Raw genomic sequence first — 15,150 nt, 5'->3', positions numbered from 1 at the left:
TGCCCCGGCAGACCTGGCCCGGCGAATGGACAGCGAGAAGCGCCGATCCATGATGCCGGCGGACAGGGCCGGGAGAATTCAGGCGCCGGCCATGGCGACGCCGCGTTCGCCGAGCGCGCGGTCGATACACTCGATCATGGCATGGCCATCGAACGGCTTGGCAAGGAAGCCGACCGCGCCGGCCGCGTGGACCTGACGGCGGATGCGCTCTTCCGGGAAGGCGGTGATGAAGATCAGCGGGGTCTCGTCGCCCCGGGCGCGCAACTGACTCTGCAACTCGACACCGCTCATTCCCGGCATCTGCACATCGGTGATGACGCAGGCGGTTTCGCCCAGCAGCGGCGAGTTGAGGAAATCTTCGGCGGACGCAAAGGTTCGGGCCGAGAAACCGAGCGAGCGCACCAGGCTTTCGGTGGCGACACGCACGGATTCATCGTCGTCGATGATCGTGATCATCGGGGTGGGGGACACTTCGAGGCACCTCGCTCAAGATATTCTCCGGCATGACGCTGCGACGCCGGACTGGTCTCCATATAGCTCTCATTATCCCCGGATTCGAATTATACGCAGGTTTGCCGAATCATCTCTTGGCAGTGGACAGGCCCAACGTTTCGGCCATGCGCACGAGATCGGCGAGCGACTGCGCGCCCATTTTGCGCATGACGTGCCCGCGATGGATCTTCACCGTGATCTCGCTGAGGCCGACTTCGGCGGCGACCTGCTTGTTCATCAGCCCGGAGGTGACGAGGGCCATGACCTGTTTCTCGCGCGGGGTCAGCGTCTCGTAGAGCGACTGCACGCCCGACACCGCCTTGCGCGCCTCGCGCCGCTCGCGGTCGATGGCGATGGCGGAGGCCACGGCGTCGAGCATGTCCTGATCGCGGAAGGGTTTGGTGAGGAAGTCGACGGCGCCCGCCTTCATCGCCCGCACGGTCATCGGGATATCGCCGTGGCCGGTCATGAAGATGGTGGGCATCTCGATGTCCAGCCGGACGAGCTGGCCCTGGAAGTCGAGGCCGCTCACCCCCGGCAGGCGGATGTCGAGCACCAGGCAGCGCGGTACGTCCGGCAGCCTGGCGGTGAGCAGGTCGCCGGCGGAGGCGAACAGTTCCACCTGAAGCCCGACCGAGCGGAACAGGCTGGACAGCGCCTCGCGAAGCGCCTCGTCGTCGTCGACGACGATGACGAGCGGCTCGGCCGGCGGGGCGGGCGATCTGGCAGGCGGGCGGTTCATCAGGGCCTTCTTTCCTCAGGCAGACTGTCGCCGGAAGCGTCTTTTCCGGGATTCGGCAGGGCGACAGTGAACAGCATACCGCCATCCTCGCCGGGCGCGGCGGCGATGCGCCCGCCATGGGCCTCGATGATCGAGCGCGAGATCGACAGCCCCATGCCCATGCCGTCCTTCTTGGTGCTGTAGAAGGCGTTGAACAGCTTAGGCAGGCTTTCGGCATCGACGCCCGGCCCGGTGTCGCGGACCTCGATCAGCACGCAGCCGCGGTCTTCCTGCCCGTCGATACGGGTGGCGATCTGTAGGCGTCGGCTGCCATCCGGCACCGCCGCCATGGCCTGCACGGCGTTGAGCGCGAGATTGAGCACCACCTGCTGAAGCTGCACGCGGTCGCCGAGGACGACCGGCAACCGCTCGCCGGGCGCCACGTCGAGCGCCACGCCATGGGTGGCACGCTCCCGCTCGATCAGCGGCAGCACCTCGTCGATCACCTCGTTGACGTCGACCGGCGCCTGCAGCGGCTCGTCGCGCCGGGCGAGCGCGCGCAGGCGGGCGATGACGTCGCTGGCGCGGCGGCCATTGGCGATCATGCGCTCGACCGAGGCCCGCGCCTCGCCGATGTCGGGCTCGGCACGGCCGAGCCAGCGCAGGCAGGCTTCGCCATTGGTGACGACGGCGGCCAGCGGCTGGTTGACCTCGTGCGCGATGGAGGCGGTGAGCTCGCCCATGGTGGTGACGCGGGTCACATGGGCGAGCTCGGCACGGGTCTGGTTGAGCGCGTTCTCGGCCTGCTTGCGCTCGGTGATGTCGCTGTTGGTCTCCATGGCCGCCAGCGGACGCCCCTTCTCGTCGCGCTGCAGCGACCAGCGGCTCATGACCGTGACCTTCGAGCCATCCTTCCGGGTATGGACGAGCTCCCCCTCCCAGCGCCCGGTGCGGAACAGCTCGCCGCGTATGTCGGCGAGGGGAGCGGGAAACACGGTCTTCAGCAGGCTCGCCGCCGGACGCCCCACCGCCTCCTCGCGTGGCCAGCCATAGAGGCGCTCGGCGCCATCGCTCCAGTACAGGACCGTATCGGCGATATCGCGCACGAAGATCGCGTCGTGGGTGAGGTCGAGCAGGTCCGCCTGTCCGCGCAGCGACTGGGTCGCGGTCTGGTTCTCGAGGCACAGCAGCGTCGTCACCGTGATGGCGGCGATGCTCACCAGGCCGCGCATGACGGCCGAGAGGTCGTAGTTCCCCGCGTGCATGACGAGGAAGGACAGGATCGTCAGCCCGACGCACAGCCCGGCAATGGCGAGCAGGCCCCGGCGGTCGGAATAGTTGGCCGACAGCAGCACGACGACGACGTAGAGCACCGCGATCGCCATATCGAGCGACGAGAAGGTGTCGATGATGAAGATCGCCGCCGCCAGCAGCGCGGCGATAACCGGCATGAGCCACCGATTCGTCGGCTTGTCGTTCAAGATAACGTCCCTTGATGCGTACATCGCGCCTCGCTTGCCGGCAGGGCCGTCGAGCTTTTCCGAGGATCGGCACTCTAGGCGAGCACAGGCGCTCGCGCGAGGTTGCCGGTGGAGACGGGGCCGGTCTTTCCCAGTAGCCGGCAGGAGCCTGTCTCTTTTCGGATTCGCACGGCCGACGCCCCGGCGCCGGGGCGGCCGGCGGGCAGGCTAGGCGGGCTTGCGGGTGAAGGCGACGGCGATGGCAGCTACCAGCAGGATTGCCCCGAGCACGGCGAAAGTATCGGAGAAGCCCATGATCAGCGCCTGCTGCGCCACCAGCTTGCCGAGGAGGATCTCGGCCTGATGATAGGCGCCCGCCGCGTCGGCCATGCCGTGCTGCATGAAGTAGTGCTGCCTTTCGGTCAGGAAGGCGTGCACCGTGTCGCCATAGGGCGTCACCGACTGGCCGATGATGTTGGAATGGAACTGCTCGCGCTTGGTGATCACCGTGGCGAGCGCCGCCGTGCCCACCGCTCCGCCCATGCTGCGCATCATGTTGAACAGGCCGGAGGCCTGGCCGGAGAGCTCGGGCGGCGTGCCGATCATGGTGATGCCGGCGAGCGGCGAGAGGATCACCGCCTGGCCGATGGCGCGGACGATGTTGGTCATCATGAACTGGTCGCCGGCGTCGTCGAAGCTCAGATGGGTGTTCATGAAGCAGCTCACCGCGAAGATGGTGAGGCCGATGCCGACCAGCACGCGCGCGTCGACGCGCTTCAGGAGCGCCGGCATGAAGGGGATGATGACGAGCTGCGGCAGGCCGACCCAGGCGAGCACCGCGCCGATCTGCTCGGCATTGTAGCCCTGCACCTGGTCGAGATAGGTCGGCAGCACGTAGACGGAGCCGAACAGGGCGAAGCCGACGCTGGTGTTGGCGATGGTGCCGAGGGCGAAGTTGCGGCGGCCGAACAGGCGAAGCTGCACCGCCGGCTTCTCGACATAGAACTCGATGGCGATGAAGGCGGCGATGCACACCGCGGCGACGATGCTCAGATGCACGATGAAGGGCGAGCCGAACCAGTCGTCCTTGTTGCCCTCGTCCAGCACCGTCTGCAGGCTGGCGAGGCCGACGATCATGAAGGCGATGCCCCACCAGTCGCCCTCGCGCAGCAGGTCCAGCCGCAGCGGGCTCTTCTCCAGCGTGGGGTAGAGCAGCCCCAGCATCACCGCGCCGGGGATGAGGTTCACGAAGAAGATGTAGGGCCAGCCATATTGCTCGGTCAGGTAGCCGCCGATGGTCGGCCCGATGGCCGGGCCGAAGGTCGCGGTGAGCGCGAAGGCGGCGAGGCCGATGGGCTGCTGGTGGCGCGGCAGGCGCGTCAGCACCATGGTGAAGGCCAGCGGTATGAGGCAGCCGGCGAAGAAGCCCTGAAAGCCGCGCGTGACGATCATCTGGCTCAGGGTGGTGGCGAAGGCGCAGCCGACCGAGAAGACCAGGAACAGCACCGTCGAGCTCAGGATGAAGCGGCGGAAGCCGAACACGCGGGCGAAGAAGTCGGTCAGCGGGATCATGATGATCTCGCCGATCAGATAGGAGGTGGAGATCCAGGTGCCGTTGTCGACGCCGGTGCCGATGCCGCCCTCGATCTGCGGCAGCGAGGCGTTGGTGATCTGGATGTCCAGCACCGCGATCAGCGCCCCCAGCATGCAGCCGCACACCGAGATCCAGGTGATGAGGCTGGCGCCCTGCGGGCTTGCGGAAGCCGCCGGAGCGGCGGGGAGGGTGGCGGCGGCGTCCATCTCGGCCTCCTCACCCGGCCTTGGCGGGAGTGGCGTCCTGATCGACGCGGATCGTCGTCGTCACCGACATCCCCGGCCGGATCTGCCCGGCGAGGGGATCGGTGGGGTCGAGATCGACGCGCACCGGGATGCGCTGGACGATCTTGGTGAAATTGCCGGTCGCGTTGTCGGGCGGCAGCAGGGCGAATTCCTGCCCGCTGGCCGGCGCCAGGCTGGTGACGAAGCCGCGCACCGTGACGCCCGGGAAGGTGTCGACGGCGATGGAGACCGGCTGGCCGGGCTTCACGTCGGTGAGCTGGGTCTCCTTGTAGTTGGCGATGATGTAGGTCGCCTGCAGCGGGACGACCGCGAGCAGCTGGTTGCCGGGCTCGACGAACTGGCCGACGCGCAGCGTGCGGGCGCCGACCACGCCGTCCACCGGCGCCTTCAGCTCGGTGTAGCCGAGATTGAGCTTCGCGGTGTCGAGGGCCGCCTCGTTGTGGCCGAGCGACGCCCTGGCCTGCGCGAGCTGCGCGTCGAGGATGGCGACCTGCTTCTGCGCGGCGTCGAGCGCCGCCGTGTCGTGGGCGAGCGTCGCCTGCGCCTGCGCGATCTGCGAGGCGGTTTGCTGCGCGGTCTCCACCGGGCCGTAACCGTCCTTGGCCAGCTTGGTGAAGCGCACGTCGTTCTGCTGCGCGAAGGTGAGCGCGGCCTGATCGGAATCGATCTGCGCCCTGGCCTCGGCGATCACCGCCTGCTGTTCGTTCAGCTGGGCGACCTGACTGTCGATCGTCGCCTTGGCTTCGGCGACGTCGGCCTCCGCCTGCGCGACCGCCGCCTGATAGTCGCGCGGATCGATGACGGCGAGCACGTCGTCCTTCCGGACGGGCTGGTTGTCGGTGACGTTGACGGTGATCAGATAGCCGGAGACCTGCGGCGCGATGGGCACGATGTCGGCCTGCACATAGGCGTCGTCGGTCGATTCCTCGAAACGCCAGTCGGTCCAGTACTCGTAGCCGGCATAGGCGGCACCGGCGAGCAGGGCGAGGCCGGCCACCGCCTCGATCAGGCGCCGCCGCAGGGGCGAGGCCCGACGTGCCGGTGTGGGAGGAACGGCGGCGGCCGGTGCCGCCGGGCCGGCCGGCGGATCGGCGAGCGGCCGGGCATCGAGCTTGGCAGGATCCGTGGCGACGTTCATCGGGGCGCTCCGCGCAGGAAGGTTGGACATTGCGTCAACCATCGCGCCGATCGGCCGGCGGGTATTCCCGCTCGCCACGCGGCTTTCGCAATCGCACCTCTCCCGTGAGCCGGCCGCGGGGTTCAGGCGGCGCCGGTGGCCGATACGGGGCCATGGGCGCGGCGCCGGCCGATCCGGTCGAGATAGAGATAGATGACCGGCGTGGTGTAGAGGGTGAGCAGCTGGCTCACGATCAGCCCGCCGACGATGGCGTATCCGAGCGGCTGGCGCAGTTCCGAGCCGGTGCCGTGGCCGAGCATCAGCGGCACGCCGGCCAGCAGCGCGGCGAAGGTGGTCATCAGGATCGGCCGGAAGCGCAGCAGGCAGGCTTCGCGGATGGCGTCATGGGGCGACATGCCCTCGACGCGCTCCCGCTCGATGGCGAAGTCGACGATCATGATGCCGTTCTTCTTCACGATGCCGATGAGCAGGATCACGCCGATCAGCGCGATGATCGAGAAGTCGAAGCCGAACATCCAGAGCATGATCAGCGCGCCGAGGCCCGCCGAGGGCAGGGTCGAGAGGATGGTGACCGGGTGGACGTAGCTCTCGTAGAGCACGCCGAGGATCACGTAGATGACGAGCAGCGCGGCGGCGACGAGCCAGGGCTCGCTGGCGAGCGAATCCTGAAACGCCTGCGCATTGCCCTGGAAGGTGCCGGTCAGCGTGGCCGGCTTGCCGATCTCGGCCTCCGCCTTGTGGATGGCCGCCACTGCATCGCCCAGCGCGACGCCGGGAGCGAGATTGAAGGAGAGCGTCACGGCGGGGAACTGCGACTGGTGATTGATCGACAGGAAGCTCGTCGGCTCCGAGGTCCAGCGGGCGAGCACGCCGAGCGGCACCTGCTGGCCGGTGAGCGGCGACTTCACATAGAGCTGGTCGAGCGCGTGCGGCGACTTCTGTAGCTCGGGCAGGATCTCGAGGATGACGTGATAGCTGTTGAGCTGGGTGAAATACTGCGTCACCTGCCGCTGGCCGAAGGCGTCGTAGAGCGTGTTGTCGATGTCGGCCGGGCTGATGCCGAGCCTCTCGGCCTGGTCGCGGTCGATGGTCAGCGTCAGCGTGGCACCGCCGGTCTGCTGGTCGGAAGCGAGGCCGGTGAGTTCCGGCAGCATCTTAAGCTTCGCCAGCATCTTCGGCGCCCATGCGTTCAGCTCGGCGATATCGCCGTCCTGCAGCGTGTACTGGAACTGGGTGCGCGCGACGCGGCCGCCGACATTCAGGTCCTGCGCCGCCTGCAGGAACATCGCGGCGCCCTCGACAGTGGCGAGCTTGGCGTTCAGCCGGTCGATGATCTGGAAGGCGGAGGCGCGGCGCTTGTCGCGCGGCTTGAGCGTGATGAACATGCGGCCATTGTTCACCGTCTGCCCCGCGCCCGCCCCGACCGCCATGCCGACGGTGGCGACATCAGGGTCGGCGGCGACGATCCGCCCGAGCGCGAGCTGGTGGCGGACCATGTCGGGGAAGGAGACATCCTCCGCCGCTTCCGAGACGCCGATGATCAGCCCGGTGTCCTGCAAGGGGAAGAAGCCTTTCGGAATCTCGTAGAACAGCACGCCGGTGGCGGCGACCGCGGCGAGGAAGACGCCGAGCGTCGCCCGGCGATGATCGAGCGCGAGGTCCAGCGTGACGCGGTAGCCGGCGAGCAGCGCGTCGAAGCCGCGCTCCGACCAGCGGTACAGCCACCCGTGCGGGCGTTCCTCCCCCTTCGGCCTGAGGAAGAGCGCGCACATGGTCGGGGTGAGCGTCAGCGAGACGAAGGCCGACACGGCGATGGTGATGGTGACGGTGACGGCGAATTCGCGGAACAGCCGGCCGACCAGCCCGCCCATCAGCAGCAGGGGGATGAAGACGGCGATCAGCGAGAGGCTGATCGACAGGATGGTGAAGCCGATCTCGGCGGAGCCGTCGAGCGCTGCCTGAAGGGGTGTCTTGCCCATTTCCAGATGCCGCTCGATGTTCTCCAGCATGACGATGGCGTCGTCGACCACGAAGCCGACGGCGATGGAAAGGCCCATCAGCGAGAGATTGTCGAGGCTGTAGCCGAGCGCGTACATCGCGCCGAAGGTGCCGATGACCGCCAGGGGCACGGCGATGGAGGGAATCAGCGTCGCCCACAGGCTGCGCAGGAAGACGAAGATCACCGCCACCACCAGCACGACGGTGATGACGAGGGTGGTCTCCACGTCCCGCACGGAAGCACGGATGGTCTCGGTGCGGTCGCTCAGCACCTTGACCTCGATGCCCGCCGGGGCGGTGGCCAGCAGCGCCGGCAACTGCGCCTTGATCTGATCGACCGTGTCGATGACGTTCGCGCCCGGCAGCTTGAAGACCGGCAGCACGATGGCCCGCTCGCCATTGGCCCAGGCGGCGAGCTGGTCGTTCTCCGGCGCGTCGACCGCCGTGCCGATGTCGCGCACCCGCACCGGCGCGCCGTTGCGGAAGGCGAGGATGGCGTCGAGCCACGGGGCGGCGGAGGTGAGCTGGTCGTTGTCGTAGAGGGTGAAGGTGCGGCGAGCACCGTTCACGATGCCCTTCGGGCCGTTGACCGTGGTCGAGACGATGGCCTGTCGCAGATCCTCCAGCGACAGGCCGAGATTGGCCACCTTGGCCGGGTCGACCTGAATGCGCACCGAGGGCTTCTGCTGGCCGAACACCAGCACCTGCCCGACGCCGTCGATCTGGCTGATGTGCTGCTCCAGCACGTTCTCGGCGAAGTCGTCGACCTTGATGATCGGCAGCGAGCGCGAGGTGAGCGACAGCACGAGGATCGGCGGATCGGCGGGGTTCACCTTCCGGTAGGTCGGCGGCGCCGGCAGGTCGGTGGGCAGCTGGCCGCCGGCGGCGTTGATCGCCGTCTGCACATCCTGCGCGGCGGCGTTGATGTCGGTGTCGAGGCTGAACTGCAGCGTGATCGACGAATTGCCGAGCGTCGAGACCGACGTCATCTGCGACAGGCCGGGAATCTCCCCGAACTGCCGTTCCAGCGGCTGGGTGACGGACGAGGCGATGATCTCCGGGCTGGCGCCGGGAAGCTGGGTCGAGACCTGCAGCGTCGGGAAATCGACTTCCGGCAGCGGCGCCACCGGCAGGCGCGGGAACGCCGCCAGCCCGAGCACCAACAGCCCCGCCATCAGCAGCGAGGTGCCGATGGGATGACGGATGAACCAGGAGGAGAGCGAGGCGCGCGGCGGTGCCGGCGGCTCGAACGGGGCTTGGGATGCGGCGGGACCGGGCGCGGTTGCGGACATGAGCCTAGCCTTCCGCGCCGGTTCCGACCGAGACCCGCGTGCCCGGCGCGAGGCGGTACTGGCCATGCGTCACCACGCGCGCGCCCGGCGCGAGCCCGCTCTCGATGACGGCGATCTCGTCGGCGATCTGGCCGACCTTCACCGGCATCTGCGCCACCATGTCGTCCGGGCCGACGACGAAGACGTAGTCGCCGTCGGGGCCGCGCTGGATGGCATCGGAGGGCACCGTCACCGCGCCGGCGAGCGTGCTCACGCGCACTTCGACGTCGACGAACTGGCCGGGCCACAGCCGGTCGCTCGCATTGGGGAAGTTCGATTTCACGCGCAGCGTGCCGCTTTGCGGGTCGATCTGGTTGTCGATCAGCTCGACCGTGCCGATGTCCAGCACCGAGCCGTCGTCGCGCGAGAGCGCCTGCGCCTCCACCTTGCCGTGGTCGAGGGCGGCGCGGATGGCGGGCACGTCGCGCTGGGGCAGCGTCGAGATCACGCTGATCGGATGGATCTGGTTGATGACGACGAGACCGTTCGGGTCGCCCGCATGGACGATGTTGCCCTGATCGACGAGGCGCAGTCCGGCACGGCCGTCGATCGGCGCGGTGATCGAGGTGTAGGAGAGCTGCGTCGCCGCCGAATCGATCATCGCCTTGTCCTGGGCGATCTGCGCGGTGAGCTGGTCGACGGCGCTGCTCTCGTTGTCGATCATCTGCTGGCTGGCGAATTCGTCCTTGCCGAGCCGGGTGTCGCGGCCGAGATTGAGCCTGGCATTCGCCAGCGAGGCCTCGTCCTGCGCCAGCTTGGCCTTCGCCTGTTCGAGCGCCGCCTGGAAGACGCGGGGGTCGATGACCGCGAGCAGCGCGCCCTTCCTGATGTCCTGTCCCTCCTGGAACAGCACCTGCTGCAACTCGCCGTCGACGCGCGAGCGCACGGTCACAGTGTTGTAGGGCTCCACCGTGCCGATGCCGGTGAGATGGACGGGAACGTCGGCACGGGCGGCCGGCGCCACCTCGACCGGCACGGCCGGCGGCGCGGCGGCGGCGGGCGCAGGCGCATCGGTATGGCGCCAGACCTGATAGCCGGCCCCCGCAAGGGTGAGGACGAGAATCAGCAGCGAAGCGTGGCGCAGCGTTGATCTGGGATACGCCGGTCCGGGCGCGCTGGTGTGTTCCGGCATGACCTGTGCCCTCGAGCAAGGGGCCGCCAGCGGCAGGGCTGCGGTGGCGGACGGCCCGTACCTTGCGCCGCGTCGCGTCGGCGGTCTTTCGCGATCGCCGCAAGGCTTGCCGAAGCGCCGGCCGGGGCTTCCGGCAACCGCTTTCCGGCGTGCCGCCATACCTAGGTATGAGACGGGCAAACTCATCAGATACGGGTGCAAACCCTGGTAGAATGGAGAGATTGCGCCCGGCCGATACTCTGTCCTCATCGCCAGCCGATGTTCTGGACGCACCGAGCGACAGAGGAGGTCAGCGCGGTATTTACCCCGGCAAGACCTGGTGTTGCCGAGGCAAGTATTCGGGCCGACGACCACCGCCCACGGGGCTTCCAGCGGCTTCCTCCCAATTCGAGGACCACGGAGTCCAAGCCATGTCGATCCACGTCTCGCCCTTCTCCGGCAGCTTCCGGTCGGCCCGCGCCGATGCGCCGCTTGCCTCCTATCCCTTCGCTCCGGTCCCCGCGCCGGCCGTGCCCCGCTCCGCCGGCCTGCCGGATGACGGTTTTTCGGTTCGCCTCGGCCATATGGGCGTGGTGGTCGCCATTTCCTCGCCGGTCGGCGGCGCCGATGCGCTCGACCAGAGCGGCGAGACGATCCGCCTCGAGGTCGCGCCGGAGGATGTGCGCCGCTGCGCCGGCGTCCTTGCCGGAAGCACGGTCGCCAATGCCGCCGATCCGGTCGTCAGCCGCCTTTCGCAGGCGCTGGAAGCGGCCGAGCACGACGGGCGGGAGTTCGGCGGGCTCTATGCCGACGCGCTGCGCCTCGCCATCGTCACCCGGCTGCTGAGCGTTCCCGGCTTCGCCAAGACCGAGCCGGACTGCGACGACCGCGCATTCCGTCCGTCGATCGAGCCGATCGAGACCTCGCCCGCCGAGGATCCGGCCTCCGCGCCGCGCCGTCCCAAGTCCGGCTTGCCCAAGTGGCGCTTCAAGCGCGTGGCCGCTTATGTCGAGGAGAACCTCGGAGAGGCCATCACGCTGGCCGGCATGGCCACCGCCGCGGGCCTGAGCCGCATGCACTTCGCCGCCCAGTTCCGTGTCGCCACCGGCATGCGCCCGCACGAATATCTGCTGCGCCGGCGCATCGAGCGGGCCCAGGAGATGCTGCTGGAGACCCGTGATCCGCTGGTGGAGATCGCCCTCGCGGTCGGCTTCCAGACCCAGGCCCACTTCACTACCGTGTTCCGCCGCTTCGTCGGCGACACCCCCTATCAGTGGCGCTGCGCCAACCGCGTTCGCAACTGAGCCGCGCGCATCGCGTCAGGCGAACCCCGTTCCGTGTCTGCCCCTCTCCACTTCCCCTGAGGCTTCGTCCCCGGAAGCCTTCCTCAAACCCCGGCTCTCGCGAGCCGGGGTTTTTTTTGGCCGAGCCGTCAATGGCAGGAGGGATTGGCCGGGAAGCCCGGGTGGCCAAGCCACCCGGGGGAGCGTCACGCCTTGGCCCTGCGCACCGAGGCCATGCTCTGGAACACGCCGTCGCGAAAGACGAAAGCGTGGGTGAGCGCGGCGGCGAGATGCGCCAGGAAGACGGCGAACAAGGCCAGCGCCAGCACGGTGTGGGCGCTGCGGAGCCACGCATAGAACATGTCGTTCTGCGGCAGGATCGGCGGCAGCTGCCACGCGCCGTAGAGCACGATCGGGTAGCGCGCCGCGGACAGCATCGCCCAGCCGACCAGCGGCACGGCGAACATCAGCGCGTAGAGAAGCCCGTGCGAAGCATGCGCGGCGATGCGCAGATGCGCCGGCATGTCCGCCGGCAGGGGCGGCGGCGGGTTGATCTGCCGGTTCACCAGCCGCACCGCGACCAGCACCAGTATGGCGACGCCGAGCGGGCGGTGGATCGACAGCAGCCAGTGATAATCGGCCAGCGAGGCGACCATGCCGATGCCGATGAACAGCATGGCGAGGATCATCGCCGCCATGAGCCAGTGCAGCAGGCGGGAGAAGGCGGGGAAGCGCTGTGCGGTCATGGTCAGCTTCCTTTTCCGGTGTCGGAGGGTGTGACGGGGGCTTGCGCGCTGGGCGTTTGCGTCTCGGGGACCTGTACCTGGCTCGGCGTCTTCTCTTCGCCAGCCCGGCGGGTGAAGGAGACGGAATAGGCGGCCGAGCGGGCGCTCAGCAGCGGGTCGTCGGACGGCGCGATACCGTCCGGCAGCACCAGAGGGTCGTAGTTGATGTCGCGGCAATTGCCGGGTCCTTCGGCCTCGACATGGTCGAGGGTGAGGGTGCCGACTTCCACTCGCTCGCGATCCGCCGGCCAGGGCTGGGTGGCATCGTTGGTCGGGTCGCCCGGCCGGCCGATGGTGACGACGAGCCGGTACTGCAGCGGCGCCTGCTGCATGCGGGCGATGAGCGCGTCGAACAGGTAGTTCGGGTCGCGCGGCGCATCCGGCGCCGGGGTCTGGGCGACATAGGGGTCCACCGCCGCCAGGGTCCAGCGCACCGGCGTCGAGATGCCCCCCGCATTCACGAAGCGGAAGGCGTCGAGACTATTGTAGCTGGCATTGGCGAAGCCGGTGGAGAACGGCCGCGCGCGGATGAGGCCGAGGGCGTGGGCGCTTTCCGGGTGCGCGGCGAGGAAGGCCTGCATGCGGGCCGGATCCGGCTTGCCGGTCGCCGGATCGGCAGCGGAGGCACCCATCAGCTCGTAGAAGGCTTCCGGCGTGCGCACGGGGAAGGCGGGAATGTCGTTGATGCCGGTGCGCCATTCCTCGCCGCCGGCGGGGCGGAAGCTGAGCGCGAGGCTGCGCACCTCCGTCTCGTTGTCCGGCATGAAAGGCTTGCCGATGCCGACGGCGAAGCGGCCGATCACCGGCACGCTGCCGGGCGCGAACACCGCCGCGCGCGACAGCCGGGTGCCGGCGCCGTTGCTGGCGAAGCTGCCGGTGACGCAGACGCCCTTGGCATGGTTGCGCCGGAAGCCGGGATGCACGCCGTTGAGCGCCTGGAAGCGGTCGATGAACCGCGACTGGGTGAGCTTTCCGGGCGAGAGAAAGCCGCCAGTATAGGCGAAGGCGCCGGCGACGCCGGCCAGCACGAGACCGGTGGCCCCGAGGCCGGCGAGGGCGCGCGGGTGCGGCGGCCAGAGCCGGTACCGCGCGCCGGGAGGTTGCTGTTCGTTCATGCGATCGAACTCCTGCGGTTTGTGCCGGAGGAGAGGCCGGTGCGACGCGGCGCGCGGCAGCGGCCTCTCCTCCGTGGATGTGAGGAACGAGGCGGTTGCCCGCTCAGCTGACCGGAGGCGCCGGCACGCCGTATACCCAGAACGAACGCGATGGCGGGAATGCACCGCCCAAGCGGTTCAACGCGCCCGTGGGCGGGCGGTTGCGAAAGACGATCAGGGAGGCACCGGGGGCGCCCCGGCGCTGTCGGTAATTTTGAGGGGAGCGGTGGTTCGCGGCTCCGTCAGGAGCGGCTGAGGCGCGTGCGGGCGATGATCAGGGCGAGCAGCGTCGCGCCCACGCAGGCCAGCGCCGCGAGGTCGAGCGCGTGGGCGAAGGCGGCGTGGGCCGCTTCCCGCAGGGGCGCGGCCAGCGCCTCGGGAAGCTTGTCGGCGGCGATTGCCGCCGCGTCGAGCGTGCGCCGGGCGGGGGCGAGGATCTCGGGCGGAATGCCGGGCAGCGGGACGTCCGCCATCGCCACCCGGTAGCTCGCCGCCACCAGGCTGCCGAGCACGGCGATGCCGAGCGCGCCGCCGAACTCGAAGCTGGTCTCGGAGATGGCCGAGGCGGCGCCCGCCCGTTCCGCCGGGGCGATGCGCATCATCAGGTCGGTGGTGATGGTGCCGACCGGCGAGAGGCCGAGGCACATCATCAGGATCGCGCCCATCAGCACCGGCAGCGACTGGCTTTCCCCCAGCCGGGTGAGCAGCAGGAAGCCGAGCGAGGCCAGCACCAGCCCGCAGGAGAGCACGTCGACCGGCCGCCAGCGCCGCACCAGCTGCGGCGTCGCCATGGAGCCGATGGCGAAGCACACGCCGGAAGGCGCGGTCCACAGCCCCGCTTCCATCGGGCTCATGCCGAGCACGAGCTGGAGATACTGCGAGATGAAGACGAAGATGCCCATCGCGCCCAGCATCGCCGTGACATTGATCGCCAGCGCCGCGCCGAGGCCGGGGTGGCGGAACAGGCCAAGGTCGATCATCGGGTCGGCCAGCCGCTTCTGCCGGCCGATGAAGAGGGCGCCGACGGCGAGGCCGAGCGCGATGGCGGCCACCGCCTCCCAGCCGAAGCCGCTCTCGGCGGTGCGCTTCATGCCGTAGATCAGCGCCAGCGAGGCAACGATGGACTGCACCGCGCTGACGATGTCGAGCCGGCCGGCGTTCTCGTCGCGGAACTCCGGCAGCAGCAGCGGCCCGGCGATGAGCAGGCCGATCATCACCGGCACGGCGGCGAGGAACACCGCGCCCCAGGCGAAATAGGTGAGGATCACCCCGCCCACGAGCGGGCCGAGCGTCGCGCCGGAGGAGAAGCAGGCGATCCACACGCCGATGGCGAAGGTGCGCTGGCGCTGGTCGAGGAAGATGTTGCGGATCAGCGAGAGGGTGGAGGGGGCGAGGGTCGCCCCGGCAATACCCAGCAGGGCACGGGCGAGGATGAGCTGCTCGGCGCTGCGCGCCATCGCCGCCAGCACGGAGGCGCAGGCGAAGGCGGCCGCGCCGATCAGCAGCAGCTTGCGGCGGCCGACGCGGTCGCCGAGCGTGCCCATCAGCATCAGCGTGCCGGCGACCATGAAGCCGTAGATGTCGATGATCCAGAGCAACTGCGAGGCCGAGGGCGCGAGATCGAGCGCGAGGTGCGGAACGGCGAGGTTCAGCACCGTGAGGTCCATCGCATAGACGAGGCAGGGCAGCGCGATGACGGCGAGGGCGATCCAGTCGCGGGGCGTCGCCTGCGGCGGGCGGGTCGGGCTCGTTGCCGTATCCATGTCGGCCGTCCTTCCGTCCTGCCCTGCCACCTGTGACCCACCGCGAGGCGGGGGCCGCTGGATAGCCGATCTGGC

At 69.1% G+C, this 15,150-nt stretch carries 11 protein-coding genes; 1 reads left to right on the top strand and 10 read right to left on the bottom strand.

What is annotated here, in order from left to right:
- Window positions 1-78: 78 nt before the first annotated feature.
- The 7 genes from FO470_RS01655 to FO470_RS01625 form a co-directional block, all read right to left on the bottom strand.
- A complete protein-coding gene (locus tag FO470_RS01655; RefSeq protein ID WP_186291797.1) occupies window positions 79-456 on the bottom strand; it encodes a response regulator transcription factor in 378 nt (125 codons plus the stop codon).
- A 124-nt stretch (window positions 457-580) separates the two neighbouring features.
- Complete coding sequence (locus FO470_RS01650; RefSeq protein ID WP_144341183.1) at window positions 581-1,234, bottom strand: response regulator transcription factor; 654 nt, start codon at window positions 1,232-1,234, stop codon at window positions 581-583.
- Window positions 1,234-2,664, bottom strand: a complete 1,431-nt coding sequence (locus FO470_RS01645; protein WP_246659440.1) for a sensor histidine kinase — start codon at window positions 2,662-2,664, stop codon at window positions 1,234-1,236. Before FO470_RS01645 ends, FO470_RS01650 begins: the two co-directional genes overlap by 1 nt.
- Window positions 2,665-2,901: 237 nt before the next feature.
- Window positions 2,902-4,473: a DHA2 family efflux MFS transporter permease subunit gene (locus FO470_RS01640; protein WP_144341181.1), complete on the bottom strand. Its 1,572-nt coding sequence runs from the start codon at window positions 4,471-4,473 to the stop codon at window positions 2,902-2,904.
- Window positions 4,474-4,483: 10 nt separating this feature from the next.
- Entirely contained in the window at window positions 4,484-5,650 is a 1,167-nt protein-coding gene (locus FO470_RS01635; RefSeq protein WP_144341180.1) for an HlyD family secretion protein, read from the bottom strand.
- Between the two features lie 122 nt (window positions 5,651-5,772).
- Complete coding sequence (locus FO470_RS01630) at window positions 5,773-8,940, bottom strand: efflux RND transporter permease subunit (protein WP_144341179.1); 3,168 nt, start codon at window positions 8,938-8,940, stop codon at window positions 5,773-5,775.
- Window positions 8,941-8,944: 4 nt separating this feature from the next.
- A complete protein-coding gene (locus FO470_RS01625; protein ID WP_144341178.1) occupies window positions 8,945-10,111 on the bottom strand; it encodes an efflux RND transporter periplasmic adaptor subunit in 1,167 nt (388 codons plus the stop codon).
- 410 nt (window positions 10,112-10,521) lie between these two features.
- Here FO470_RS01625 and FO470_RS01620 point away from each other — a divergent pair, with 410 nt between their 5' ends.
- Window positions 10,522-11,394, top strand: coding sequence for a helix-turn-helix domain-containing protein (locus FO470_RS01620; protein WP_246659439.1), 873 nt, complete (start codon window positions 10,522-10,524; stop codon window positions 11,392-11,394).
- A gap of 185 nt (window positions 11,395-11,579) precedes the next feature.
- Here the strand turns inward: FO470_RS01620 and FO470_RS01615 are convergent, their stop codons facing one another.
- The 3 genes from FO470_RS01615 to FO470_RS01605 form a co-directional block, all read right to left on the bottom strand.
- Window positions 11,580-12,119, bottom strand: coding sequence for a cytochrome b (locus FO470_RS01615; protein ID WP_144341177.1), 540 nt, complete (start codon window positions 12,117-12,119; stop codon window positions 11,580-11,582).
- A 2-nt stretch (window positions 12,120-12,121) separates the two neighbouring features.
- The gene (locus FO470_RS01610) at window positions 12,122-13,273 is read right to left on the bottom strand and encodes a catalase family peroxidase (RefSeq protein WP_144341176.1); all 1,152 of its coding nucleotides are present in this window, start codon (window positions 13,271-13,273) and stop codon (window positions 12,122-12,124) included.
- A gap of 281 nt (window positions 13,274-13,554) precedes the next feature.
- Window positions 13,555-15,075, bottom strand: coding sequence for an MFS transporter (locus FO470_RS01605; protein WP_144341175.1), 1,521 nt, complete (start codon window positions 15,073-15,075; stop codon window positions 13,555-13,557).
- Window positions 15,076-15,150: the final 75 nt, after the last annotated feature.

Source organism: Ancylobacter moscoviensis (assembly GCF_007559435.1).
GTDB classification, from domain to species: Bacteria; Pseudomonadota; Alphaproteobacteria; order Rhizobiales; family Xanthobacteraceae; genus Ancylobacter; species Ancylobacter moscoviensis.
This window is presented reverse-complemented; position numbering and strand designations above follow the sequence as displayed.